Annotated in this window: 24 protein-coding genes, 2 tRNA genes and 1 pseudogene; 16 read left to right on the forward strand and 11 right to left on the reverse strand. The window is 72.2% G+C overall.

The features are described 5' to 3' along the window. Positions 1–20: 20 nt before the first annotated feature. Positions 21–96: transfer RNA gene (locus VIL76_RS13095), tRNA-Ala, on the reverse strand. A gap of 110 nt (positions 97–206) precedes the next feature. Here VIL76_RS13095 and VIL76_RS13100 point away from each other — a divergent pair. Further along, positions 207–512 carry a YggT family protein gene (locus VIL76_RS13100; protein ID WP_332045473.1) on the forward strand — a complete coding sequence of 102 codons (306 nt, stop codon included), beginning with the start codon at positions 207–209 and terminating at the stop codon, positions 510–512. Positions 513–552: 40 nt separating this feature from the next. On the opposite strand, the gene VIL76_RS13105 is transcribed toward VIL76_RS13100, so the two are convergent. After that, positions 553–1,761 (reverse strand): ammonium transporter, encoded by a 1,209-nt coding sequence (locus VIL76_RS13105; protein ID WP_332045474.1) that lies wholly within the window; start codon positions 1,759–1,761, stop codon positions 553–555. A 154-nt stretch (positions 1,762–1,915) separates the two neighbouring features. On the opposite strand from VIL76_RS13105, the gene VIL76_RS13110 reads away from it, so the two are divergent. The 4 genes from VIL76_RS13110 to VIL76_RS13125 all read left to right on the forward strand — a co-directional run bounded on the left by VIL76_RS13110 (position 1,916) and on the right by VIL76_RS13125 (position 4,367). Further along, the gene (locus tag VIL76_RS13110) at positions 1,916–2,197 is read left to right on the forward strand and encodes a hypothetical protein (RefSeq protein ID WP_332045475.1); all 282 of its coding nucleotides are present in this window, start codon (positions 1,916–1,918) and stop codon (positions 2,195–2,197) included. Positions 2,198–2,432: 235 nt separating this feature from the next. Next, the gene (locus tag VIL76_RS13115) at positions 2,433–3,116 is read left to right on the forward strand and encodes a BON domain-containing protein (protein ID WP_332045476.1); all 684 of its coding nucleotides are present in this window, start codon (positions 2,433–2,435) and stop codon (positions 3,114–3,116) included. A 25-nt stretch (positions 3,117–3,141) separates the two neighbouring features. Then, positions 3,142–3,885 carry a Sir2 family NAD-dependent protein deacetylase gene (locus VIL76_RS13120; RefSeq protein WP_332045477.1) on the forward strand — a complete coding sequence of 248 codons (744 nt, stop codon included), beginning with the start codon at positions 3,142–3,144 and terminating at the stop codon, positions 3,883–3,885. Positions 3,886–3,953: 68 nt separating this feature from the next. Continuing rightward, on the forward strand, positions 3,954–4,367 hold the full coding sequence (locus tag VIL76_RS13125) for a hypothetical protein (protein WP_332045478.1): 414 nt from the start codon (positions 3,954–3,956) through the stop codon (positions 4,365–4,367). On the opposite strand, the gene VIL76_RS13130 is transcribed toward VIL76_RS13125, so the two are convergent. The 6 genes from VIL76_RS13130 to hemC all read right to left on the reverse strand — a co-directional run bounded on the left by VIL76_RS13130 (position 4,364) and on the right by hemC (position 9,840). Next, the gene (locus VIL76_RS13130) at positions 4,364–5,554 is read right to left on the reverse strand and encodes a glycosyltransferase family 4 protein (RefSeq protein WP_332045479.1); all 1,191 of its coding nucleotides are present in this window, start codon (positions 5,552–5,554) and stop codon (positions 4,364–4,366) included. The two genes, VIL76_RS13125 and VIL76_RS13130, sit on opposite strands and share 4 nt — an antisense overlap. 26 nt (positions 5,555–5,580) lie before the next feature. Next, positions 5,581–5,656, reverse strand: a tRNA-Thr gene (locus VIL76_RS13135). A gap of 40 nt (positions 5,657–5,696) precedes the next feature. Continuing rightward, complete coding sequence (locus tag VIL76_RS13140) at positions 5,697–7,226, reverse strand: heme biosynthesis protein HemY (RefSeq protein ID WP_332045480.1); 1,530 nt, start codon at positions 7,224–7,226, stop codon at positions 5,697–5,699. Then, on the reverse strand, positions 7,223–8,098 hold the full coding sequence (locus VIL76_RS13145; RefSeq protein WP_332045481.1) for a COG4223 family protein: 876 nt from the start codon (positions 8,096–8,098) through the stop codon (positions 7,223–7,225). Before VIL76_RS13145 ends, VIL76_RS13140 begins: the two co-directional genes overlap by 4 nt. Beyond that, on the reverse strand, positions 8,095–8,799 hold the full coding sequence (locus tag VIL76_RS13150; RefSeq protein WP_332045482.1) for a uroporphyrinogen-III synthase: 705 nt from the start codon (positions 8,797–8,799) through the stop codon (positions 8,095–8,097). Before VIL76_RS13150 ends, VIL76_RS13145 begins: the two co-directional genes overlap by 4 nt. Before the next feature lie 78 nt (positions 8,800–8,877). After that, positions 8,878–9,840 (reverse strand): hydroxymethylbilane synthase, encoded by a 963-nt coding sequence (hemC, locus tag VIL76_RS13155; RefSeq protein WP_332045483.1) that lies wholly within the window; start codon positions 9,838–9,840, stop codon positions 8,878–8,880. 69 nt (positions 9,841–9,909) lie between these two features. Between hemC and tsaD the strand changes: the two genes are divergently transcribed. From tsaD to VIL76_RS13180, 5 genes are all read left to right on the forward strand, one after another. Continuing rightward, a complete protein-coding gene (gene tsaD, locus VIL76_RS13160) occupies positions 9,910–10,998 on the forward strand; it encodes a tRNA (adenosine(37)-N6)-threonylcarbamoyltransferase complex transferase subunit TsaD (RefSeq protein WP_332045484.1) in 1,089 nt (362 codons plus the stop codon). Beyond that, positions 10,995–11,984 (forward strand): NAD(P)H-dependent glycerol-3-phosphate dehydrogenase, encoded by a 990-nt coding sequence (locus VIL76_RS13165; RefSeq protein ID WP_332045485.1) that lies wholly within the window; start codon positions 10,995–10,997, stop codon positions 11,982–11,984. The genes tsaD and VIL76_RS13165 overlap by 4 nt, the downstream gene beginning before the upstream one ends. Beyond that, a complete protein-coding gene (locus VIL76_RS13170; protein WP_332045486.1) occupies positions 11,984–12,262 on the forward strand; it encodes a YciI family protein in 279 nt (92 codons plus the stop codon). The genes VIL76_RS13165 and VIL76_RS13170 overlap by 1 nt, the downstream gene beginning before the upstream one ends. After that, positions 12,249–12,611 carry a Rieske (2Fe-2S) protein gene (locus VIL76_RS13175; protein WP_332045487.1) on the forward strand — a complete coding sequence of 121 codons (363 nt, stop codon included), beginning with the start codon at positions 12,249–12,251 and terminating at the stop codon, positions 12,609–12,611. The genes VIL76_RS13170 and VIL76_RS13175 overlap by 14 nt, the downstream gene beginning before the upstream one ends. Positions 12,612–12,774: 163 nt before the next feature. After that, positions 12,775–13,935: a cell wall hydrolase gene (locus tag VIL76_RS13180; protein ID WP_332045488.1), complete on the forward strand. Its 1,161-nt coding sequence runs from the start codon at positions 12,775–12,777 to the stop codon at positions 13,933–13,935. 7 nt (positions 13,936–13,942) lie between these two features. On the opposite strand, the gene VIL76_RS13185 is transcribed toward VIL76_RS13180, so the two are convergent. After that, entirely contained in the window at positions 13,943–14,695 is a 753-nt protein-coding gene (locus VIL76_RS13185) for a creatininase family protein (RefSeq protein ID WP_332045489.1), read from the reverse strand. 18 nt (positions 14,696–14,713) lie between these two features. Then, positions 14,714–15,187: a DUF2939 domain-containing protein gene (locus VIL76_RS13190; protein ID WP_332045490.1), complete on the reverse strand. Its 474-nt coding sequence runs from the start codon at positions 15,185–15,187 to the stop codon at positions 14,714–14,716. Positions 15,188–15,392: 205 nt separating this feature from the next. On the opposite strand from VIL76_RS13190, the pseudogene acs reads away from it, so the two are divergent. The 4 genes and pseudogenes from acs to VIL76_RS13210 all read left to right on the forward strand — a co-directional run. Continuing rightward, a pseudogene (gene acs, locus VIL76_RS13195) lies at positions 15,393–17,270 on the forward strand (acetate--CoA ligase); the annotation flags it as partial. A 27-nt stretch (positions 17,271–17,297) separates the two neighbouring features. Then, entirely contained in the window at positions 17,298–17,684 is a 387-nt protein-coding gene (locus VIL76_RS13200) for an AMP-binding enzyme (protein ID WP_332046501.1), read from the forward strand. 17 nt (positions 17,685–17,701) lie between these two features. Next, entirely contained in the window at positions 17,702–18,280 is a 579-nt protein-coding gene (locus tag VIL76_RS13205) for an SRPBCC family protein (protein WP_332045491.1), read from the forward strand. Continuing rightward, positions 18,277–19,236, forward strand: coding sequence for a small ribosomal subunit Rsm22 family protein (locus tag VIL76_RS13210; protein WP_332045492.1), 960 nt, complete (start codon positions 18,277–18,279; stop codon positions 19,234–19,236). The genes VIL76_RS13205 and VIL76_RS13210 overlap by 4 nt, the downstream gene beginning before the upstream one ends. On the opposite strand, the gene VIL76_RS13215 is transcribed toward VIL76_RS13210, so the two are convergent. Then, entirely contained in the window at positions 19,233–20,216 is a 984-nt protein-coding gene (locus VIL76_RS13215; RefSeq protein ID WP_332045493.1) for a LysR family transcriptional regulator, read from the reverse strand. The two genes, VIL76_RS13210 and VIL76_RS13215, sit on opposite strands and share 4 nt — an antisense overlap. Before the next feature lie 92 nt (positions 20,217–20,308). On the opposite strand from VIL76_RS13215, the gene VIL76_RS13220 reads away from it, so the two are divergent. Next, positions 20,309–20,977 (forward strand): glutathione S-transferase family protein, encoded by a 669-nt coding sequence (locus VIL76_RS13220; protein ID WP_332045494.1) that lies wholly within the window; start codon positions 20,309–20,311, stop codon positions 20,975–20,977. Between the two features lie 132 nt (positions 20,978–21,109). Then, on the forward strand, positions 21,110–23,944 hold the full coding sequence (locus VIL76_RS13225; protein ID WP_332045495.1) for a pitrilysin family protein: 2,835 nt from the start codon (positions 21,110–21,112) through the stop codon (positions 23,942–23,944). Positions 23,945–23,974: the final 30 nt, after the last annotated feature.

Here is a 23,974-nt window from a genome sequence, read left to right on the forward strand (position 1 = left end):
GCTACAATGTGAGGGGGTCCTGGTGGAGCCGAGGGGAGTCGAACCCCTGACCTCCTCATTGCGAACGAGGCGCTCTACCAACTGAGCTACGGCCCCAGGAAGGCGCGGAAGTAGGCGGCGGCGCGGCGCGCGTCAAGCCGCCCCCATCAACGCCTGGCAACTCGCCGCAGCCTTGCCTCAGGCCCAAACCCCGCTAGAAGCGGCGGATGGGCAGCTTCCTCTACTTCATCGTCAGCTCGCTGCTGAACCTCCTGATCTGGGCGATCATCATCAGCGCCATCCTTTCGTGGCTGGTGGCCTTCGACGTGATCAACCTGCGCAACCGCTTCGTCTACAACGTGGCGCGGTTCCTCGATGCGGTGACCCGGCCGGTGCTCGCGCCGTTCCAGCGGATCATCCCGCCGCTCGGCGGCGTCGACATCAGCCCGATCATCGTCATCCTGATCCTGCAGGGCGTCCGGATGTACATCCTGCCGCTGATCTTCGCGCCGATCATCGCCGTGCTGCGGTAGCCATGCGGGTGGCCGACCTCGACCGCGCCTTCGGCGGGCCTCAGGGGTTGTAGGCGCGCTCTCCGTGGGCGGCCATGTCGAGGCCGTCCTCGATCTGCTCGTCGCGGGCGCGCAGGCCGACGGTCTTCTCGACGACGAAGGCGATGGCCAGGGTGGCGATGGCGGACCAGACCACCACGGCCAGCACGCCGAGAACCTGGGTCACCGCCTGGCCGCCCATGTTCACGCCCTCGGCGTAGCCGACGCCGCCGAACTGCTCGGCGGCCAGCACGCTGACCGCCAGGGTCCCCAGGATGCCGCCCACGCCGTGCACCGCGAAGACGTCGAGGCTGTCGTCGATGCGGACCTTCTGCTTCACGAACTCCACGGCCTGGTAGCAGACGAGGCTGCCCAGCGCGCCCAGCACCATGCCGCCCAGCGGGCCGACGAAGCCCGAGGCCGGAGTGACGGTGGCGAGGCCTGCCACCACCCCGGTGACCAAGCCCACCATGCTCGCGCGCTTGAACCGCAGCTTCTCGATCAGCGCCCAGACCAGGCCCGCGGTGGCCGCGGAGAGGTGCGTCGCCATCAGCGCCGAGGCGGCGGAGCCGTCGGCGGCCAGCGCGCTGCCGGCGTTGAAGCCGTACCAGCCGACCCACAGCATGCCCGCCCCAATGAAGGTCAGGCCCGGGGCGTGCGGCGGCGACAGGTCCTTCGGATAGCCGTCGCGCGGCCCGAGCCGCCAGGCGAGCACCAGGGCCGACACGCCGGCCGTGGCGTGCACCACCAGGCCCCCCGCGTAGTCCATGACGCTGCGCGCCATCAGCCAGCCGCCGCCCCATACCCAGTGGGCCACCGGCGCGTAGACGACGAACAGCCACAGGCCGGAGAACAGCAGGACCGCGCCGAAGCGGATGCGCTCCACGAAGGCGCCCACGATCAGCGCCGGGGTGATGATCGCGAAGGTCATCTGGAACATGAAGAACAGGGCTTCGGGCAGCGTGCCCGAGACGCTGTCGCGCCCGACGCCTGCCAGGGCGAACTTGGCGAGATCGCCGATCAGGGGCCCGGTCCCGGAGAAGGCCAGGCTATAGGCGCCCAGCAGCCAGAGCACCGAGGCCAGGCACGCGATCGCCACGCAGTGCATCATCACCGACAGCACGTTCTTCGACCGCACGAGGCCGGCGTAGAACAGCGCCAGACCGGGCAGGGTCATGAACAGCACGAGCGCCGTGGCCGTCAGGATCCAGGCGGTGTTGGCCGCGTCCATGATCGCAATCCCCCCTCGCAGCGCCCGGTTCGCCGAGTCGCGTTTGCCCAATATATTGGCAGACCGCTGTGATTAGAAAAGCGGCATTTCATGCCCCGGAACATCGCAGCGCCCCGGCCGCTTCTCCTGCGGAATCCCGGAGGAGTGACCCACCATGCCCGAGAACCAGAGCCAGCCGAACCAGGCCGGCGACACCGCCCCGCTGGGCGAGCCGCGCGTGATCCCGCAACCCGACGGCGCGCCGGAAGCCCGCCCGTCAGACACCGAAGCCGCCCACAACCCGGAGGAAGGCGGCGCCGTCCGCGATCCGGATGCCGACACGGCGGACTCCGCCGACCAGAACTTCGGCAGCCTCGATGGCCGCACCAAGGACCCGTCCGGCGACGCCCAGACCGGCGAGCGCCTCGGCGACCGGGGGAATCGGCTCGGCAGCTGAGTTTTTCCGCGCCCGGTCGGAACTTGCTTTTTGATAGCGAGTTCTAGCCCTGTCGCTCAACGACTTGCCTGTCGGACACGAGCGGCGCCGATCGGCCCGGCCCACACCCCTGGCATCCCCCCGACCACGGCCGGGCCGATCGTCTCCCTCCCCTCAGCTCTTCACGCCGCGCGGAACGCCTGCGCGGTCGTCTGCTTTTCGCCTTCGAGCGTTCCAGTTCGAGGAGGACCCACCCATGGCCGACGCACGCGACCGCAATGTCCCTGAAGCCGACCGCGACGGCGGCCAGCAGAGCCGCGAGACCTCGGGCGGGCCGGCCGCGATCGGCTATGGCCGCGGCTACGGCCGCGACTTCGGCGGCGGCGGGCTGAACCAGGGCGCCGACGGCAGCTGGGGTCAGGGCTACGGCGGAAGCCTGGGCGCCTCCGACTACCGCGAGGGCTTCGGCGGCGAGGCGTACGGCGGCGGCATGTTCGGTTCCGACTACGAGCGGAACCACGGCCCGCGCGGCGAGGATTTCGGCGGCGATTCCTCGCGCAGCTTCATGGACCACCGCGCCGAGCGCGAGATCGCCGGGGGCGGCCCGCACCGCGGCCGTGGGCCCCAGGGCTGGACACGCGCGGACCAGCGCATCCACGAGGACGTCTGTGAGCGGCTGGCCGAGGATCGGCTGATCGACGCCCGCGAGATCGAGGTCGAGGTGCAGGACGGCGTCGTCACCCTGCGCGGCGAGGCCATGGGCGCGGCCGACCCGCACCGCGCCGAACAGATCGCCCGCCGGGCGTCGGGCGTGAAGGATGTGCGCGTGGAGCTGAGCGTGCGCGAGGGCGGGGCAAGCTCCATGCCCCGGCACGCGAGCGAGGACGCCGGCCAGCGCACAGACCGTAGCCCGCCGGGCTATCCGATCCTTCCCACCTGAGCCGGCTTCGGCGAGGATCGGTCCCATGTCCCGCGCCGACCTCGCCCGGATGATCGCCGACGCCCGCCGCTGCGTGGTGTTCACCGGCGCGGGCATATCGACGGAGTCGGGGATCCCCGACTTCCGATCGCCGGGCGGCGTGTGGTCGAAGATGAAGCCGATCTACTTCCAGGAGTTCGTCGCCGACCCCGCCAAGCGCCGCGAGGCGTGGGAGCGGGTGTTCACCGGCCGCGCCGGCTGGACCGGCCGGCAGCCCAACAGCGGCCATTTCGCCGTGGCTCGCCTGGTGCAGCAGGGCAAGGTCGCCGCCGTGATCACCCAGAACGTCGACAACCTGCACCAGGACTCAGGCGTCCCCGACGACCGGATCATCGAGCTGCACGGCAACGCCAGCTACGCCAAGTGCCTGGAATGCGGGGAGCGGCACGAGCTGGAGGAGCTGAAGGACAGCTTCCTGAAGGCCGGCGAGATCCCCTACTGCCGCCGCTGTGGCGGACTGGTGAAGACCGCCACCATCTCGTTCGGCCAGGCCATGCCGGAGGAGCCCATGGCGCGGGCCGAGCAGGAGACCCTGTCCTGCGACCTGTTCATCGTGCTGGGCTCGTCCCTGGTGGTGTTCCCCGCCGCCGGCTTCCCGCTGATGGCCAAGCGCAACGGCGCAGCGCTGGCCATCGTCAACCGCGAGCCCACAGAGATGGACCCCTACGCCGACCTCGTGCTGCACGACGAGATCGGGCCGGCGCTGAGCGCGGTCGTACCCGCAAACTGAACGCCGCTCGCCACGCCTTGGCCCTGATCCGCGCGTTTTAAGCCTGCCGCCCCAGACGGAGACCGCCCTTGCGCCACATTGCCCTGCCCCTCCTGCTCCTGACGCTCGCCGCCTGCAGCAAGGCCGAGAACCCCACCGGCGAAGAGGGCAAGTTCGCGGGCCTGGAGCCGCAGATCGTGGCCTGGCGCGACGCCATCGAGGCCGAGAGCCCGCATTGCAAGGTCAAGGCGGAGGGCGGCAAGGGCTGCCAGGACTTCGCCGTGGCGTGCAAGCGCGAGCGGGCGATCACGCCGGAAGAGCAGGCCCGCGGGGTGACCGCCAAGCTGGTCGCGGCTGTCACCTTCAACAGCCGCGCGGCGGACGCCAAGCCGGGTTCTGCCTTCGCGGAATTTACCCGGGCGAACGGCGCCTGGACGCGGACGGAGACGGGCCCGGTCAACATGGGGACCTGCGAGGCCGCCACCGGCGCCACGCCCGGCTAGCGCAGCTCGTCGATCAGGGCCTTCATGCGGCCGGCGGTCCCGGCCCAGGTGAGCCTCGCCAGCGTCTGGGCGCCGCGCAGACCCCGGGCGCGCGCCTCGGCCCGGTCCTCGTAGGCCTGCTCCAGGCGCGCGACCACCTCGTCCACGTCGCTCTCTCCCCAGCCCTCGACATCGCCCATCGGCCCCTCCAGCCCCTCGAGCGACGCCTGCCGGTCTAGAGTGTAGCTGTTGTCCGGCTGGATCAGGTCGAGGTGGCCGGTGTTGCGCGACAGAATGGCTGGGACGCCGCAGGCCATGCACTCCATGGCCACCAGGTTGGTGCCGCCCTCTCCCCGGTTCGGGAAGACCGCCACGTCCATCTCGCGCAGCACGGGCGCGAGCTGCAGGTTGGGGATGGCGCCCAGGTCGAGGAACTGCCGCGCCGGCACGCCGCACGCCGCGGCCCAGGCGGCGACGTCGACGCGCCCTTCGGCGTCGAACGGCAGCGCCGCCGCGACCCCGCCCTGTTCGAGCGTACGCGCCTCAGCGGGCCACGGGCTGTGCCAGGCCGCCGCCAGCAGGGCGTCCGGCCGGGCTTGCGCGAACCGGGCGAAGGCCGCCATCACGATGTCCTGGCCCTTGCGCCGCTCCAGCTTGCCACCGGAGAACACCACGAACCGGTCGGGGAACAGCCCCAGCCGCGGCGCCGGGTGGAACAGCGCCGGGTCGATCCCCTGCAGGATCGTGCGCACGTTGCTCAGGCCGTGGGCCTGCAGCAGCCGCGCGTTCCAGGTGGAGCCGGCGACCACGGCCGGATAGCGCCTCGCCCGCTCCACCGCCTCGGGGGCGAGCTGTGTGTCCTGGAAGAAGGTGACGCCGAGGCTGGGCTGGCCCACCAGCGGGGTGTCAGGGCGGGTGTGCACCGGCTCGAAGGACTGGTGCAGGCCGTCGAGCACCGCCGCCGCCAGCTTCGCCTCGCCGGGAGGCCGGGCGACGAGCTGGGCCTGCAGGCTGGCGGAGCGCCGGCCGAACGCCGCCAGCGCCGCGCGCCGGAGCGGGTCGACCACGAATTCGTCGGCGAGGATGGGCATGGCGCAGGCTGCCTCGACCTGCGGGTCCGCCGCCCAGGCCAGCGCCAGGTTCAGGCCGTAGACGCCCCATCCGTAGAAGCTCGACACCCCCCAGTTGATGACGACCTGGATAGGCATGCGTCCGGCTATGTCACGGGAAGAAGTGGTGCCGCCTAGGTGACTCGAACACCTGACCTACGCATTACGAATGCGCCGCTCTACCGGCTGAGCTAAGGCGGCCCACAGGGGCTTCGCAGCCGGACCGGGCCGCGAGGTGGGGCTATTTAGCGGCTCTCGGCGCGCTCGCCAAGCGCCGCCTGGGCTGCGAGCGGCGATGCGGCGCAGGGGCGTCCGGCGAGGGCTCCGCGGGCTCCTCCTCCGGGAAGTGGCCCTCGTCCACCGGATAGGGCTGAGCCTCGCCCGCGCCGGCCGCCAGCAGAGGCGCGGCGTCGGCATAGGAGAGCGGCAGCTCGGGGAGCTCGCTCATGCTGCGCTCGTGGCGTTCCAGGCGCGGATGGATCAGCTCCCCGGTCTCGGCGAAGGTGGCGACCAGCCTGGCCCAGTCCGAGGCGTGGTAAGCGAAGGCGCGACCTTCCGGGTCGAGGTCGGACCAGTCCGGCTCGTGCGGGGCGCTCATGCCCTTGGCCATCCACAGACGCGCCTCGTCCGGCTGACCGGAGGCGTAGGCGACGCGGGCCCTCAGGCCGGCGATCCGGGCGGTGACCGGCTCGGCCTCCAGCGCCAGGGCGGCGTCGCGGGCGCCGGCGGGGTCGCCGGCGATCAGCGCCTGCTCCACGAACAGGATACGGCTCTCGCGGTGCCTCGGGTTCTGCCCGGCGAGGTCGCGCAGCCGGGCGGCGCGGGCCTTGGGCGTCTCGTCGGTTCTCAGGTCGCGGTAGGCCAGGAACAGCGCCGGGTGGGGCGCGGCCTTCCAGGCGTTCTCCAGCATGGACGCGGCGCGGTTGGCCTTGCCTTCCTGCGCCAGCAGGCGCGCCGCCATCACGACGCCGGGGGCAAAGCCCGGCTGCAGGCGGGCCGCCTCGACGGCCCGGTCGAGCGCCTCGGCGCGGGCCCTGGGCTCGGGCGCGTGCTCCAGCTGGGCGGCGAGAGCGGCGAGGAGCGCCGCCCGGGCGCGGTCGGCGACCAGCGGGCTCACCACCTTTCGCGAGAGCGCGCCCTTCACGAGGTCGAGGGCCCCGTCCCACTCGCCGCGCTCCAGCCGGTCCTCCAGCAGCACCCGCCAGGCCCAGCGCGCGGTGCGGGCCTCGCCATAGGCCTCCTGGGCGTGGCGCAGCGCGGTGGCGCGGTCGCCCTGGGAAAGCGCCAGCTGCATCAGCCCCCGGTGGGCGGCCAGCCGCATGTCGGGGAAGCCGAGCATGGCGCCGTAGGCGGCGTGGATGGCGGCCGGATCGCCCGTCGCCTCCGCGGCCTGGGCGGCGAGCACGCGCACCAGCCCCGGCGCTTCGTCGGCAAGGTCCGCGGCCTTCAGCGCCAGGCGCCTGGCCTCCGAGCCGTCGCCCGCGGCCACGGCGAGGAAGCCGCGGGTCAGCACCTCGTTGCCCTGACGGCGGCGCAGCTCGGCGCGGCGGCGCTGGGCGCGTTCTGGCGCGGCCAGTATCCAAAGGACGGTGCGCCAGGCGATGGCCGCCACGAGCGCCGAGAAGAGCACGATCAAGGCGGCCACGGCGGCCGTCATGTCCGCCCGCCACCCCAGCCAGACCACCGTCGCGCGGCCCGCATCGCCCGTCAGCGCCAGGATGGTGACCGCCACGGCGGCCACCAGCAGCACGAACAGGCCGGCGCGGATCACGGGCCGCCCCGCGAGGGCTGCGCCAGCGACTGCAGCGCGCGGCGACGAAGGGCGGCGGCCTGGCGGTCGATCTCGGCCCGGCGCTCGGCGCGGGCGCGCCAGGGCGCCATGGCCTCCCGCGCGGCGGCGGGAAGCTGGTCGAGGGTCCGCAGGGCGCGGTCGATGTCGCCGTCCTGCACCTGCTGTTCGGCGCGGGCGAGGAGGGCGTCGGCGTCGGTCCCGGAGGTCTCCGCCACCCGGCGGATGCTGACGATGCGGGTCAGGGCGTAGCCGACGCGGGCGCCCAGGCCTGCGCCCTCGCCGGGTGCGCGAGCGGCGCTGGCGGCGCGCATGGCGTAGTCGGGGAAGCTGGCCGCCAGCGCGGCGCGGCTGGGCGCTCCGGTCTCGGCCATGCGCGAGAGGGCGGCGAGCTCCGGCAGGTCGGGGGCGGCGGCGCGCAGGGCGTGAAGCTCGGCGCGAAAGGGGCCGGAGCCCCGGCTGGCCTCCAGGAGCGCGGACGCTGCGAGGGCCGACGCGGCGGCCTGGGTCGTGCCGCGTTCCTGGCCCTCGAGCGCCGAGACCCGCGCGGCCAGGCCCGCGACGTCCGCGGGCGCGGGTTCCGGCGCAGGCGGGAGCGGCCCGGCGACGGTCACGGGAGAGGCCGCCGGGTTGAGCGGGGCTGTGGCGGTGCGCTCGACCTGCAGGGCCGCGGCGGCCTTGGGACGGGCGGGCAGCAGCTTCGGCCCCAGGGTGGCCAGCACGGCCCCGGCGATCACGCAGACCAGACCGAACACGATCCAGACCCAGAACGCAGGTCCCAGCAGCGGCTTCGGCCGGTACTCCGCCGGATCCTTCGGGGCGCTGATCTCGGAGGGGTCCGGCGGCGCGCTCATGGGTTGCGGGCGATCAGGTTGAGGAGCGCCGCCTCCAGTGGGAACGGCGGATAGGCCTTGCCGGCCAGGGGCGTGCGCTGCAGCGGCTTGATCACCGCCTTGGAAAGGCCCAGCGCGCGCATCCGCGGCGCGGGGTGGGCCTTGAGCAGCTTGGCCAGGACCTGGGCGGCGCGGGGGGAATGGATCAGGGCGGCGTCGGCGCTGACCAGGCTCTGGGCCTGGGCGTCGGAGAGCTGCACGGGGCCGGTCTCGTACAGGACGAGGCGGCGCGCCTCGACGCCGTGCTTCTCCAGCGCTCCGGCCAGGTCGCCGGCCGGCTCCGCCGCGCCGGGGTGCAGGACCGCGCCCCGCAGCTCGGCGCGGCGCAGGGCGATGCCTTCGGCGAGCGCATCCACGTCGCCATCGGCCGACAGGACCGAGCGGAAACCCGCGGCCCGCGCCGCCTGGGCGGTGGCGGAGCCCACCGCGAACACCTTCAGGGAGCGGTCGCCGGACAGGTCGGCGAAGGCCCGCACGCCGTTGGCGCTGGTGAAGGCCAGCGCGGCTACGCCGTTAAGGTCGATGGCGACGTTCTCGACGGGCTTCACGGCCAGCAGCGGGGCGACCAGCGCCTCATGGCCCAGCGCCCGCACGCGCTCAGCCGTGGCGTCCGCGCCAGGCTGGGCGCGGGTGATCCAGATTCGCTGTCGACGTGCGGCCATCCGGCCCTTCTATCGGACGGAACTTAACCTTTTGATGCAACGACCGTGCCGCTCGGCGGGCTCGGGATCAAGCGCGCCTCAGAACTCGATGGCGTCGCCGGCCTCTTCCTTGATGGCCATGCCCAGCGAGAAGCCCAGGTCGCGCGCCGAGGCTTCGGGGTCCGAGAGCTGCGATGCGTCGGTCTCGCCGGAGTGGCGGAAGGCCAGCACCCCGTCGGGCGACAGGGCTTCGACGATCAGCTTCAGGGACCCGCCCTCGAACCAGGCGTGCGCTCCGATGGGCGTCTTGCAGGAGGCTTCCAGCGCGGTGAGCGCGCCGCGCTCTGCGGCGACGGACACCATGGTCGCCTCGTGGCGCAGGGCCTGCACCCAGGACTGCTCGGTGTCGCAGATGCGGGTCTCTATGGCGAGCGCGCCCTGGCCCGGGGCCGGCGGGCAGGCCTTGGGGTCGATGAGGCTCTTGGGCAGGTGGCCGAGCCCCAGCCGCTTCAGGCCCGCGTAGGCCAGCAGGATGGCGTCCGCCTCGCCGGCCTCCAGCTTTGCAAGCCGCGTGTCCACGTTTCCGCGCAGCATGTTCACCTGCAGGTCCGGGCGGCGGTGCAGGCACTGGGCCTGGCGGCGCAGGCTGGCGGTGCCGAGCTTGGCGCCCTGCGCAAGCGCCTCGAGGCTCTCCGGACCGCGGCTGAGGAACGCGTCGCGCGGATCCTCCCGCTCGGGGATCGCGGCGATGCACAGCCCGTCGGGCAGGGCGGCCGGCATGTCCTTCAGGGAGTGGACCGCGCAATCGATGCGGCCCTCGATCAGGGCTTCCTCGATCTCCTTGGTGAAGAGGCCCTTGCCGCCAATCTCCAGCAGCCGGCGGTCCTGCACCCGGTCGCCGGTCGTGGTGATCACCACCAGCGGCGCCACGCGCTCCACCGCCGACTGGTCGGAGGGGTCCACGCCAAGCGACGCGGCGATCCGGCGCTGCATCATACCCGACTGGGCGAGGCTGAGCTTGGAGCCGCGGGCGCCGATCCGGACGACAGGTTGCGTGGGCACGGTGGGCGGTCTACCTCGGAGCGGAAGGCGTAGCGCCTGCTACAGGAGCAGGCCGCCCCCGGCAACCGGATGACCCAGCCCCACACTGTCCTCGGCCTCGAGACCAGCTGCGACGAGACCGCCGCCGCCGTCGTGCGCCTGACGGACGGCCGAGCCGAGGTGCTGTCGAGCGTCGTGGGCAGCCAGATCGCGGCCCACGCGCCGTACGGCGGCGTCGTCCCGGAGATCGCCGCGCGCGCCCACGTGGAGAGCATCGACGCCATTGCGGCCGAAGCGCTGCAGCAGGCGGGGCTCGGCTACGGCGACCTCACCGGGGTGGCGGCCACGGCCGGGCCGGGCCTCGTCGGCGGGGTGATGGTGGGCCTTTCGTTCGGCAAGGCCGTGGCGCTCGCCCGCGGCCTGCCGCTGGTGGCGGTGAACCATCTTGAGGGCCATGCGGTGTCCGCGCGGCTGGGGGCGGAGGTCCCCTATCCCTTCCTGTTGCTGCTGGTCTCCGGCGGCCACTGCCAGCTCCTGGCGGTGGACGGGGTGGGCGCCTGCCGCAGGCTGGGCTCCACGATCGACGACGCGGCCGGCGAGGCTTTCGACAAGATCGCCAAGACCCTGGGCCTGCCCTACCCCGGCGGCCCGGCCCTGGAGAAGCTGGCGCAGGGCGGCGACGCCAGCCGCTTCGAGCTGCCGCGCATGCTGCTCGGCCGCAAGGACTGCGACTTCTCCTTCTCCGGGCTGAAGACCGCCGCGGCGCGCCTCGCCGAGGGGCTGACCAGCGAGGCCGAGCGCCGCGACCTCGCCGCCGCCGTGCAGGCCGCAATCGCCCGCCAGCTCGCCGAGCGGAGCGACCGGGCCATGCAGGCCTACGCCCACGAGCACGAGGGCCGCGGCCTGCGCTTCGTCGTCGCCGGCGGGGTCGCGGCGAACGGCGCCGTGCGGGCGCGCCTGCAGGAGACCGCGGCCGCCCGCGGCTTCGCCTTCACCGCCCCGCCGCTGGCCTACTGCACCGACAACGCCGCCATGATCGCGCTCGCCGGCGCCGAGCGCCTGGCCCTGGGCCTCACGGACGCGCTGGACGCCGCCGCCCGGCCCCGCTGGCCGCTCGACGCAGCGGCCGCCGTCGCGAACCCCACCCACCCTGCCGGCCGCAAGGGCGCGAAGGCATGAGGTCGGCCGGCGTCATCGGCGGCGGCGCATGGGGAACGGCGCTCGCCCAGGTCTGCGCGCGGGCCGGTCTGGACACCGTGCTGTGGGCCCGCGAGCCGGAGGTGGTGGCCGACGTCAACCGCGCGCACGAGAACCGTCTCTTCCTGCCCGGGATCGCGCTGGAAGCCTCCATCCGCGCCACCGCCGATTTCGCCGACCTGGCCGACCGGAACATCGTCCTCGCGGTCCCGCCGGCGCAGCACATGCGCGCCACCCTGACCGCCTTCGAGCCGCATGTGCGCGACGGCCTGCAGGTCCTGCTCTGCTCCAAGGGCGTCGAGCAGGGCTCGCTGAAGCTGATGACCGAGGTGCTGGCCGAGACCCTGCCGCAGGCGCAGGCCGCGGTGCTCTCCGGGCCCAGCTTCGCCGGGGAGGTCGCCCGCGGCCTTCCCACCGCCGTCACCCTGGCCTGCCCCGACGAGGGCTGCGCCGAGCAACTGGGCGCGGCGATCGCCACGCCGACGTTCCGGCCCTACTTCGCCACCGACATGATCGGCGCGGAGGCCGGCGGGGCGGTGAAGAACGTGCTGGCCATCGCCTGTGGGATCGTCGAGGGCCGCGGCCTGGGCCGCTCGGCGCACGCCGCGCTGATCACCCGCGGCTTCTCCGAGCTGACCCGCATCGCGGTGGCGCTGGGCGGCGAGGCCGAGACCGTCGCCGGCCTCTGCGGGCTCGGCGACCTGGTGCTCACCTGCTCCAGCCCCCAGTCGCGCAACATGAGCGTCGGCCTTGCGCTGGGCGGCGGCCAGACCCTGGAGGAGGCGCTCGCCGGCAAGCTGTCGGTGGCCGAGGGCGTCGCCTCTGCGCCCGCCGTGCGCCAGCTGGCCCGCAAGCTCGGCGTGGACATGCCCATCTGCGAGGCCACCGCCGCCATCCTGGCCGGCGAGATCGGCGTCGACGAGGCCATCGCCGGCCTGCTCTCCCGTCCCCTTCGCGAGGAAAACTGATGCCGCAGTTCGCGCTCGTCTGCATCGACAAGCCCAATTCGCTGTCCGTGCGCATGGCCGCCCGGGAGGACCACCTGGCCTGGGTGCGGACCCAGCCGCTGAAGCTCGGCGGGCCGTTCCTGGACGAGGCGGGCGACATGGCCGGCTCGCTGATGATCATCGAGGCCGAGGACATCGAGGCGGCCCGGGCCTTCAGCGCCGCGGACCCCTACACCAAGGCCGGCCTGTGGGAGAGCGTCGACATCCGGCCGTTCCGCGTCACCCTTGCCAACCTCTGAGGCGAATCCGGCCCGGCCGCCCGCAGGCGTCCGGCTCTGCGCAGTCGCCGAGCTCGCCGACCCCGGCGCCAAGGGCTTCCGGTTCCGCCAGGAGAGCCGGCTGTTCGCGGGCTTCGTCGTCCGCGCGGGCGACACCGTCACCGGCTACGTCGACAGCTGCCCCCACGCGGGCTGGCCCCTCGCGGGATGGGAGGATCGCTACCTGACCCGCTCTGGAGAGCACATCCTCTGCGCCGGCCACGGGGCCCTGTTCCGCCTCGACGGCCTCTGCGTCGCCGGCCCCTGCGAGGGCGAGCGGCTCTACCCCTGGCCCGTGGAGGTGAGGGGCGGAGCGGTGTTCACCGCGTGACCCGTGTCACATCAGCCTACGGATCGACGATCCATTAAGGCGTTGAATTTACTCGCCTTCATCTTAGGGTGGTTAACCACGCGTTAAAGAAAAGACTCGCTTTTCTGGCGTATCGGCACTATCGGGTCGCGCTTCAAGTGAAGCCGAAAAGGCTCGAGGGCGCGTGATTTCAAGACTTCGTAACGGCTACGCCGTGCTTCTGGCCGGCCTCCAACTCGTGCTGGTGACCCTGCTGTCGGCGGGCCTCGCCATCGCCGCGGTCCCGGCTGAAGACGGCCAGCGGCTGGCGCGGATGCTCGGCGGCGACATCTCCGCCCAGGCTTTCGCGCGCCTGACCCGCGGGATGGACCCGGCCATGCTGGCGCTCGCCGGCCGCTTCGAGCCGAAGGTCCAGCCGGTCGCCCTGCGCCCGGCCATCGCCGACCAGAGCCTGCAGACCGCCCAGCTCGTCTCCGACACCGAGGCCGGCGTCATCCGCCTGCAGGACCTGTCGCCCGACGCCGCCCGGCTGTGGAACGCCGCCCAGCCGGTCTCCACCCTGCCGAACCCCGCCGCGCGCCCGTTCTTCCTGAAGACCGAGGGCGTGCTGGACGAGGCCCGCGCGCTGGATTGCATGACCGCGGCCATCTACTACGAGGCCGCCTACGAGAGCGTCGACGGCCAGCGGGCAGTGGCCCAGGTGGTTCTGAACCGCATGCGCCACCCGGCCTTCCCGAAGAGCGTCTGCGGCGTGGTCTTCCAGGGCTCCAACCGCACCACCGGCTGCCAGTTCACCTTCACCTGCGACGGCGCGCTGGCCCGCGAGCCGAACCCGGAGATCTGGGCCCGCGCCCGCAAGATCGCCGAGGCGGCGCTGAACGGCTACGTGATGAAGAAGGTCGGCAACGCCACCCACTACCACGCCAGCTACGTGGCCCCGTACTGGAGCCCGAGCCTGGTGAAGGTCGGCAACGTCGGCGCGCATATCTTCTACCGCTGGACCGGCGGCGCGGGCCTGCCCCCGGCCTTCGGCGGCCGCTATGCCGGCGGCGAAATGGCTGGCCTGCAGATGGCCACCCTCGACAAGCTGTCGAAGGGGCCGGGCAAGGTCATGCTGGCGTCGAACACCACGCCGGAAGTGGCGGTGAACGAGAGCCCCGCCCTCGAGGTCGCCGCCCCGGCGGCGGAGCCGGTGAAGTCCGAGCCGGAACTGGTCGCCGCGGCCGACATGTCGGCGGCAGCCGCCAAGGCGATGATAAAGGCCGAGGAGCTCGACTGGGCCGGGCGGCCGAAGACCAAGACGCCGCCGCGCATCGCCATCCCCGGCGGCGGGGCCAGCTTCTAAGCGAAGGCTAGGCTCCGGGCGCGCGCTCGGCGCTGAACGCCGCCACGTCGTCGATCAGGCCCTTCGCGGCCAGCGCCACCAGCTCGCCGCCTTTTTCCGGCGTCGCCTGCCCCGGGTCGGAGCCCATCCGGCCGTCGGCGAACCGCGCGCGGAAATCCAGCGCCTCGCGGATCGGCCCGGTCGGCGCGACCTGCGGCGCGTAGTTGGCCGCCTTGATCGCGTCGGGATAGGCCCACTGGGTGACCGCGATCTCCGAGGGGGTCGCATGGCTGCCGTGCCCGGTGGGGAACTGGCGGTTGGCCAGGGCCAGGACGCCCGACAGCTCCCACCAGTTCTTCAGCTTGCAGGCGAAGCCCCGGTTGCGGCCGGCATAGCTCGCCTCGGCGTAGAGCTCGGAGAACGCCGCCTCGATCGTGGCGACGTTCCCGCCGTGGCCGTTGAGGAAGTAGAGCTTCTCGAAGCCCGCCAGGCCCAGGCTGCGGCACCAGTCGCCGATCGCCGCCATGAAGGTCGAGGGTCTGAGCGCGATGGTGCCGGGGAAGCCCAGGTGGTGCTGCGCCATGCCGATGTTGAAGGTCGGCGCCACCAGCAGGTCGGCCTGCTTCTGCGCCTCGTGGGCGATGATCTCGGGACACAGCCAGTCGGTGCCGAGCAGGCCGGTGGGCCCGTGCTGCTCGTTCGAGCCGATGGGGATGACCACGGTCTTCGACCGCTTCAGGTAGTCCTCGATCTCGGCCCAGGTGGAGAGGTGCAACAGCATGCGCCCCGCCTACCCCGTTCAGTCGCCCAGGTCGACGCCCGCGACCGGCTCCGGCGCCTGCATGCCTACCAGCCGCCAGCCCCGCTGCCCCTTCGGTCGGGCGAAGGTGAGCACGCACTCGGCGCTCTCGTCGGTGAGGCAGACCTCGGACTTGCCGATCTTCTTCAGCCGGCCCTCGACGTCGCCGACCTGCTCGGCGGCCAGCCTGACCCGGTCGGGGCCGATCATGCGGTCGAGCACCAGGTTGGATGGTCCCCCGTCCACGAGCACCCCGTTCGCCTGCGCCATCTCCACCATCTGGCGGCGCAGGTCCTCCCGGACCGCGGGGCGGTCGATGACCTTCTCCAGCGCCGCGGCGTCGCCGGCGCGGGCGGCGGAGAGCACGGCCTGCACGCTCTGCGCGGCAGCGTCGTCGCTGGCGCCGCCGCGTCCTGCGGCGAGCGCCGCCACCGAAATGGTCGTCAGCGCGATCGCCGCGCCTATCCGAAGCATCGCGGGAAGATGGCCGCGCGGGTGAATCGCAGCAAGCACCGGTGTGAGCGTCGCTTGACGGAAGCTGTGGGCCTTTCGCCGGCTGGCGAGGTTGCGCGGCCTGCCCGGCCTCGCATACTGCCTTCCGACTGCGTTTTCAGGAGTTGCGGCGGTGTCCCACGACGAGGTCTTTCCGGTCCCCGAACCTTGGGCAAAGCGCGCCCACATGGACGCGGCGGCCTATGAGGCGGCGTGCCAGCGGGTCGAGGCCGATCCGGAAGGCTACTGGCGCGAGCTGGCCGGCCGGCTGGACTGGATCACCCCGCCCACCCAGATCAAGGATGTCTCCTTCGACAAGAAGGACTTCCACATCCGCTGGTACGCCGACGGCGTGCTGAACGTGTCGGTCAACTGCATCGACCGGCACCTGAAGGACCGCCGCGACCAGATCGCCATCCTGTGGGAGAGCGACGACCCGGAAGTCTACGACCACCTGACCTACGGCCAGCTGCACGCCGAGGTCTGCCGAATGGCCAACGTGCTCAAGGCCAAGGGCGTGAGCAAGGGCGACCGGGTCACCATCTACCTGCCGATGATCCCGGCGGCGGCGGTGGCCATGCTGGCCTGCTCGCGGATCGGGGCGGTGCACTCGGTGGTGTTCGGCGGCTTCTCGCCGGACAGCCTCTCCGGGCGCATCCAGGATTGCGAGTCCAAGGTCGTCATCACCGCGGACGAAGGCCTGCGCGGCGGCAAGACCGTGCCGCTGAAGCTCAACGTCGACGAGGCGCTGAAGTCCTGCCCTGGCGTTACCGACGTGATCGTCGTCCGCCGCACCAAGGCCGACGTGCCGATGACGCCGGGCCGCGACGCCTTCTACGCCGAGCTGAAGAAGACCGTGTCCGACCAGTGCGACCCCGAGCCGATGAACGCCGAGGACCCGCTGTTCATCCTCTACACCTCGGGCTCGACGGGGAAGCCGAAGGGGGTGCTGCACACCACCGGCGGCTATCTGGCCTGGGCCAGCTGGACCCACGAGGTGGTTTTCGACTACCGGCCCGGCGAAGTGTTCTGGTGCACCGCCGACGTGGGCTGGGTCACCGGTCACAGCTATGTGGTCTACGGCCCGCTCGCCAACGCCGCCACGAGCGTGATGTTCGAGGGCGTTCCCAACTACCCGACCAGCTCGCGGTTCTGGGAGGTCTGCGACAAGCACAAGGTGGAGATCTTCTACACCGCCCCCACCGCCATCCGGGCCCTGATGCGCGAGGGCGACGAGCCGGTGACGCGCACCTCGCGCCAATCCATCCGCCTGCTGGGCACCGTGGGCGAGCCGATCAACCCCGAGGCCTGGCTCTGGTACCACCGCGCGGTCGGCGAGGAGCGCTGCCCGATCGTGGACACTTGGTGGCAGACCGAGACCGGGGCCACCCTGATGAGCCCGCTGCCGGGCGCGACGGCGCTCAAGCCCGGCTCCTGCACCAAGCCCCTGCCGGGCGTGAAGCCGCAGCTGGTGGACGCCGAGGGCAAGGTCCTCGAAGGCGCCGTCAGCGGCAACCTGTGCCTGACCGACTCCTGGCCGGGGCAGATGCGCACGGTCTACGGCGACCACCAGCGCTTCATCGACACCTACTTCACGACCTATCCCGGCAAGTACTTCACCGGCGATGGCGCCCGGCGCGACGAGGACGGCTACTACTGGATCACGGGCCGGGTGGACGACGTGATCAACGTCTCCGGCCACCGCATCGGCACCGCGGAGGTGGAGAGCGCGCTGGTGGGCCACCACAGCGTGGCCGAGGCGGCCGTCGTCGGCTACCCCCACGACATCAAGGGCCAAGGCATCTACTGCTTCGTCACCCTTAAGGTCGGCGAGGAGGCCACCGAGGCGCTGAAGGCCGACTTGCGGGGCTGGGTGCGGCGCGACATCGGCCCCTTCGCGGCGCCGGACGTGCTGCAGTTCGCGCCCGGCCTGCCGAAGACCCGCTCAGGCAAGATCATGCGGCGCATCCTGCGCAAGATCGCCGAGGACGACCTCGGCAATCTCGGCGACACCTCGACGCTCGCCGATCCCAGCGTGGTCGACGACCTGGTGAAGAACCGGGCGGCCCGCCGCGGCGACGAGACCATCGTGGTGGAAGGCCAGAAGCTCTCCGCGCCGGAGATCGAAGCCGCCCTGCGCGCCCATCCGGACGTGGTCGACGCCGCCGTGGTGGGTGTGGCTCGCGGCGCGGGAGAGGCGGTCTACGCCTTCGTACTGCTGGAGCCGGACGCCAACGCCAACGACGTGCTGCAGGCCGACCTCAAGGGCTGGGTGCGCCGCGAGGTCGGCCCCTCGGCGGTCCCCCAGGTGGTGCAGTTCGCGCCAGGCCTGCCGAAAACCGAGGCCGGCGAGCTGGTGCGTCCGATCCTGCGGCGCATCGCGGAGGGCGATGAGAAGGCCGCTGGCGAGACCGCCGGCCTCGCCGATCCGTCCGTCGTCGAGGCGCTGCTGAAGAGCCGCGCGACCGCAGAGGCGTGAACCGATAGGATGGGGGCATGTCCCGTCCTGTCCTCCTGCTCGCCCTCCTCGGCTTCGCCACGCCGGCCTTCGCCTTCGACGTGCCGCAGAAGGCCGAGGCGGCGCTCGCCCAGGGCAAGGCCTTCGTGCAGGTGTCCGAGGCCGCCGAGGGCGCGAGCCTGATCCAGGCAGCGGTCGACATCGCTGCGCCCGTCGAGACGATCTGGGCCACCGTCACCGACTGCGAGCGCGCGCCGGAGATGTCGCCGAACCTGAAGAGCTGCCGTGTGATGCAGCGCGACCCCGCCGGCCGGTGGGAAGTGCGCGAGCAGATCACCAAGCCGGGCATCATCCCCTCCCTGCGCAACGTCATGCGCGCCGATTACGAGCGGCCGCGGGCCATCCGCTTCCGCAAGATCGACGGGGATCTCCGCATGCTTGAGGGCGAGTGGCGGCTCACGCCCCGGGCCGGCGGCGTCGTGCGGGTGACCTACGAGGCGCGTATGGCGGCGAACCTGCGCATCCCTGCGGCCCTCACCCGCATGGCGCTGCGCAAGGAGGTCCCCGTCTCCATGGCCACCCTGCGCCGGGAATCCATGGCCCGCGCCACGCGATGAGCGAGCTGCCCGCGCCGCTGCGCGCGGCGATCGCCCGCGAGCTTGAAGGTGTCGGCCGCAAGGGCTTGGCGGAGCGGGCGGGGGCGACGTCGGCGACCTACCGGGCCGGCGGGACCTCGGCCGCCGCCATCCGCAGCGCCGAGGACGCGCTCGCCTATGCCCTCACACGCCTGCCCGCCACCTACGCCGCCTGCGTCGCGGTATTCGCCGAGGCCGCACGCATGGCGCCGGGCTTCGCGCCGAAGCGGCTGCTCGACGCCGGCTCAGGCACCGCCGCGGCGAGCTGGGCGGCGGCCGGGCAGTGGGAGCTCGAAGCCCTGACCTGGCTGGACGCCAGCGCACCGTTCCTCGACATGGCGGGACGCCTGGCCGAGGACGGGCCGCTGCCGCAGGCGGACCGCCTGCGGGCGGACCTCACCGGAGCCGGTCCCTGGCCGCGTGCCGACCTGGTGGTCGCGAGCTACGCGCTCGCCGAGATCGCCGAAGCCAGGCAGGCCGACGTGGTGCGCAGCCTCTGGGCGGCGACCGAGGGCCTGCTGGCGCTCGTGGAGCCCGGCACGCCCGCCGGCTTCGGGCGCATCCTGGCGGCGCGGAGCGCGCTGATCGCGCACGGCGCCGAGGTGCTGGCGCCGTGCCCGCACGCCCGCGACTGCCCACTGGCCTCGCCGGACTGGTGTCATTTCAGCATCCGCCTGCCCCGCAGCCGCGAGCACCGCATGGCCAAGGGCGCGGAGCTGCCCTTCGAGGACGAGAAGTTCGCCTACCTGATCGCCGCCCGGCCGGGGATCGCCGATGCAGACCGCGGGGCCCGGGTCCTCGCCCACCCCCGCGCCGGCAAGCCGGGCATCGAGCTGAAGCTGTGCGGGCCGCAGGGCCTGGAAAGCCGCTTCGTCGCGCGGCGGGAGAAGCAGGCGCACGCGAAGGCGCGGCGGCTCGGCTGGGGCGACGCGCTCTAGATCAGCGCGCCGTCCATGGCCTCCCCGGCCCGGGCCTCGGCTTCGGCGCGCTGCTGGATCAGCCGGTTCTTCGCCTCGCGGGCCTTCAGCTCCGCCTGCACGTGGGGGACGATGAAGTCGATGAAGGCGCGGATGCGCGGCGTGTCCTTGGCCTCGCGGCGGGTGACCAGCCATGAGGAGCCGCGGGCCTCCTCGATCTCGTCGGAGCAGCGCACGAGGTCGGTCATGCCGTCGGCGAGCAGGCAGCTCAGCGGCGCCACGCCGAGGCCCGCGCGCACCGCGTGCAGCAGGTTGGTCAGGCTGTTGGAGGTGTGCGACGGCGCCTTGCCGCCCGCCTGCTCCAGCATCCAGGTCACCCCGGGCAGGGGCCGGCCCGCCGTCTCGCCGGTGATCAGGTCGTGGTCCTTCAGCTCGACCGGCGTCGTCGGCGCGCCCCGGTGGGCGGCATAGCCGCGGCTGCAGTAGAGCGCGAACTGGTAGTCGGCGAGCTTGCGCGCGATCAGGTCCGAAGGCTCCAGCAGCCGCCCCGCGCGGATGGCGATGTCGGCCTCGCCCGCAGCGATGTCGAGCACCTCGTCGGTGATCATCAGCTCGATCTGCACTTCGGGGAACTGGCGGCGGAAGTGGGCGAGGGCCGGGGTGATCGACGCGTTCGCCAGGATCTCCGAGCAGGTGATCTTGATCGAGCCTGCCAGGCCGCGGCCGTGCGCCTGGGCCCGGCTTTCGAAGGCCACCGCCGCGCGCTCCACCTTCTCGGCTTCCGCGAACAGGTCGCGGCCTTCCTCGGTGAGGCGGCTGCCGGACTGGCCGCGCTCGAAGAGCTTCAGCGACAGCGCGCCTTCCAGGCTCTCGATGCGCCGCGCGACCGTCGTCTGGTTGACACCCAGCGCCTTGGCGGCGGCCAGGGTGGAGCCGCCGCGGGCGACGGCGAGGAATGCTTTCAGGTCGTTCCAGTCGAAGGCCATGAGGCCATTCTGCATTCCCGCAGAACGCTGCTGCAAGAGCGCTGATTGCTGAAATCAGGCTTGGCCACTAAGCCGCGCCCTCCTCCGCTGCGTGCAAAGGGCCAGCCGTGAAACTCTATTGCGACCCGATCTCCACCACCTCCCGCCCGGTGATGCTGTTCATCGCCGAGCACCACCTGGCGGTCGAGCTGGTGCACGTGGATCTGATGAACGGCGGCAACTTGGACGCCGAGTACCTGGCCCTCAACCCCAACGGCATCGTGCCCTTCCTGGTGGACGGCGACTTCGGCCTGGGCGAGTCCGCGGCCATCCTGCGCTACCTGGCCCAGAAGAGCGGTTCCGCCACCTACCCGGCCGACCTCAAGGCGCGGGCCAAGGTCGACGAGGCGGTGTCGTGGTTCTCGATGCAGTTCCACGAGTACTTCTGCCTCTTCACCTGCTACCCGACGATGGGGGTGCCGCACGGTCTCGACCCCGTCCTCGCGCAGGGGCTGATGGCCTATGGCGAGGAACAGTCCGTCCGCTGGCTGAAGGTGCTGGACCAGCACATGCTGGGCGGCCGCGCCTTCGTGGCCGGCGACCACATCTCCATCGCCGACTACCTCGGCATCTCGTTCGTGCTGCTGGGCGAGGTCGCGGCGGTCGACTTCTCGCCGTATCCGAACATCGAGCGCTGGATCGCGCGCATGAAGGCCCGCCCGGCCTTCGACCGCACCTTCGCGGGCTTCCATGGCCTGGTCAGCTTCATCCGCAGCCAGTCGCAGATCCCGGCGTAAAACGCCTCTCCCACGCGCCGCAGCGCGTGGGAGAGGGTAGGGTGAGGATGACAGGTCCGTAAGCTTCCTCCCTTGACGGCGGGTGGTATGGGTTTGCCCAACGCCCGCCGTTTCTTTGGGGAAAGCCTCCGCATGCTCCGCACCGCCCGCGCCGCCGGCCTCGCCGTGTTCCTGGCGACCACCGCGCTCTCCACCGCCGCCCTGGCGCAGGCCCGTCCGGCCGCCCAGGCCACCGTGCCGCCGATCGTCTATAAGCAGCGCACCCTGCAAAACGGGCTGCAGGTCTTCTATTCGCAGGACAGGACCACGCCGAACGTCTCGGTCCAGGTCTGGTACGGGGTCGGCTCGAAGGACGACCCGCAGGGCCGCTCGGGCTTCGCGCACCTCTTCGAGCACATGATGTTCAAGGCCACGAAGAACCTGCCGGCCGAGAGCATCGACCGGATGACCGAGGACGTGGGCGGCTTCAACAACGCGTCCACCTACGACGACTTCACGAACTACTACGAGGTGGTGCCGGCCAATCACCTCGAGCGGCTCATCTGGGTTGAGGCCGAGCGGCTGGGCTCTCTGGTCGTCGACGAGGCGGTGTTCAAGTCCGAGCGCGACGTGGTGAAGGAGGAGCTGCGCCAGCGGGTGCTGGCCTCGCCGTACGGCCGCCTCTTCGCCCTCTACCTGCCGCAGGCGAGCTACACGACCCACCCCTACAAGCGGCCGGGCATCGGCTCCATCGAGGAGCTGGACGCCGCCACCATCGACGACGTGCGGGCCTTCCACCAGGCCTACTACCGGCCCGACAACGCCGCCCTGATCGTGGTCGGCAACTTCGACGAGGGCCAGCTCAACGCCTGGATCGACAAGTACCTGGCGCCGATCAAGCGGCCGGCCGAGCCGATCCGCCGCGTCACCGCGGTGGAGCCGCCGCGGAGCAAGCCGGGTGTGTTCAACGGCTACGGCCCCAACGTGCCGCTGCCGGCGGTGGCGGTCACCTGGCTGGGCGCCAAGGCCTCCGATCCCGACGCCCCCGCGCTGAAGGTGCTCGACGCGATCCTGTCCGCCGGCAAGTCGTCCAGGCTCTACAACAGCCTGGTCTATGAGAAGCAGATCGCCGCCGAGGCGTTCTCCTCCGCCGACCTCCCGGCCCAGCCCGGCATGGTGGCGGTGGGCGCGATCATGGCCAGCGGCCACACCATCGAGGAGGGCGAGAAGGCCCTGCTGGCCGAGGTGAAGCGCCTGCGTGACGCCCCGCCCTCTGCCGCCGAGCTGGCCGAGGCCAAGAACGAGCTCATCGCCGGCAAGCTGCGCGAGCGCGAGACCATCGACGGCCGCGGCTTCGCGCTGGGCTACGCCCTGCGCATCCAGGGCGACGCGGCCAAGGCCAACACCGAGCTGCAGGACCTGCAGGCGGTGACCGCCGCCGACGTCCAGCGCGTGGCCCGCAAGTACCTGGCCGACGAGCGGCGCATGACCATCCGCTACCGGCCGGAGAAGGACCGCCCCGCCGGCGAGACGCCGCCCGCCCCGCCGACTCCGCCCAAGCAGGTCGCCACCTACAACGGCCCGGTCTTCACCCTCGCCCCCGAAGGCCAGAGGGTCGCGCCGCCGCCTCTCGCCACGCCCGTGGAGCCGGTGCTGCCGAAGCCCGCCGAGCGCACGCTCGCCAACGGCTTGCGGGTGATCGTCGCCCGCTCCAGCGACCTGCCGCTGGTCACCGCCGACCTGACCGTGAAGACCGGCGCCTGGGCCGATCCCCAGGGCCTCTCCGGCGCCGTCGGAATGACCGCCGGCATGCTCACCGAAGGCACCAGGACCCGCTCGGCCCAGCAGATCGCCCAGCAGGTCGAGGCGCTCGGCGCCACGCTGTCGTCCGGCGGCGGGCTGGAGAGCTCGTCGGTGACGGTCAACGTCATGCCGGACAAGCTCGACCAGGCGATGGCGATCATGGCCGACGTGGCCACGAACCCGGCCTTCGCCCAGGAAGAGCTGGAGCGCCAGCGCCAGCAGGCCCTCGACGGCCTGCAGGTGGCCTACCAGGAGCCCGGGTCGGTCGCGTCCTTCGCCGCCGCCCCGGTGGTGTTCGCCGGCACCCCCTTCGGCCACGTGCCGGGCGGCACGCCGGGGTCCCTGCCGAAGCTGAAGACCACCGACCTGCAGGCCCTGCACCGCACCTGGTTCCGCCCCGACAACGCCATCCTGGTGCTGACCGGCGACATCACGCCCGAGCAGGGCTTCGCCATCGCCGAGCGGGCGTTCGGCCGCTGGGCCAAGCCGGCCTCGCCGCTCCCCGCCGCGCCGCGGATCACGGCCACGAGCCGCCAGCGCCAGCTGGCCCTCGACCTGCCCGGCACCGGCCAGGCCGCGGTGACCATCGTCGGCCCCGCCATCGCCCGCAGCTCGCCGGAGTACTACCCGGGCATCGTCGCCAGCACGATCCTCGGCGGCGGCTACTCGGCGCGTCTGAACCAGGAGATCCGCATCAAGCGCGGCCTCTCCTACGGCGCCCGCGCCCGGCTCTCGACCATGCGCACGGTCGGCTCCTTCTCGGCCTCGGCCCAGACCAAGAACGAGTCCGCGCCGGAGGTCTACGACCTGATCGTCGCCGAGATGAACAAGCTCGCCGCCCTGCCCGCCCCCGGCGCCGACGAGATGAAGGCCCGCAGGTCCGTGCTGGTGGGCTCGTTCGGCCGCGAGCTCGCCACCACCGGCGGGCTCGCCGACATCCTTGGCAACCTGGCGCTCTATGGCCTGCCGCTGGAGGAGATGAACCTCTACACCCGCAAGGTGGAGGCGGTGACGCCCGGCCAGGTCCAGCAGTTCGCCGCCCGCGTCTTCGAGCCGGGGACCTCCAGCGTCATCGTCGCCGGCGACGCCAAGGCCTTCGCCGCCCCGCTGAAGGCCAAGCTCCCCAACCTGGAGGTGATCCCGGTCGACCAACTCGACCTGGACAGCCCGACCTTGCGGAAATAGCCCTCTACGGCGAGCGGCAGCGAGCCGGAG

This window comes from Phenylobacterium sp. (assembly GCF_036563285.1).
In the GTDB taxonomy this organism is placed as follows: Bacteria; Pseudomonadota; Alphaproteobacteria; order Caulobacterales; family Caulobacteraceae; genus Phenylobacterium.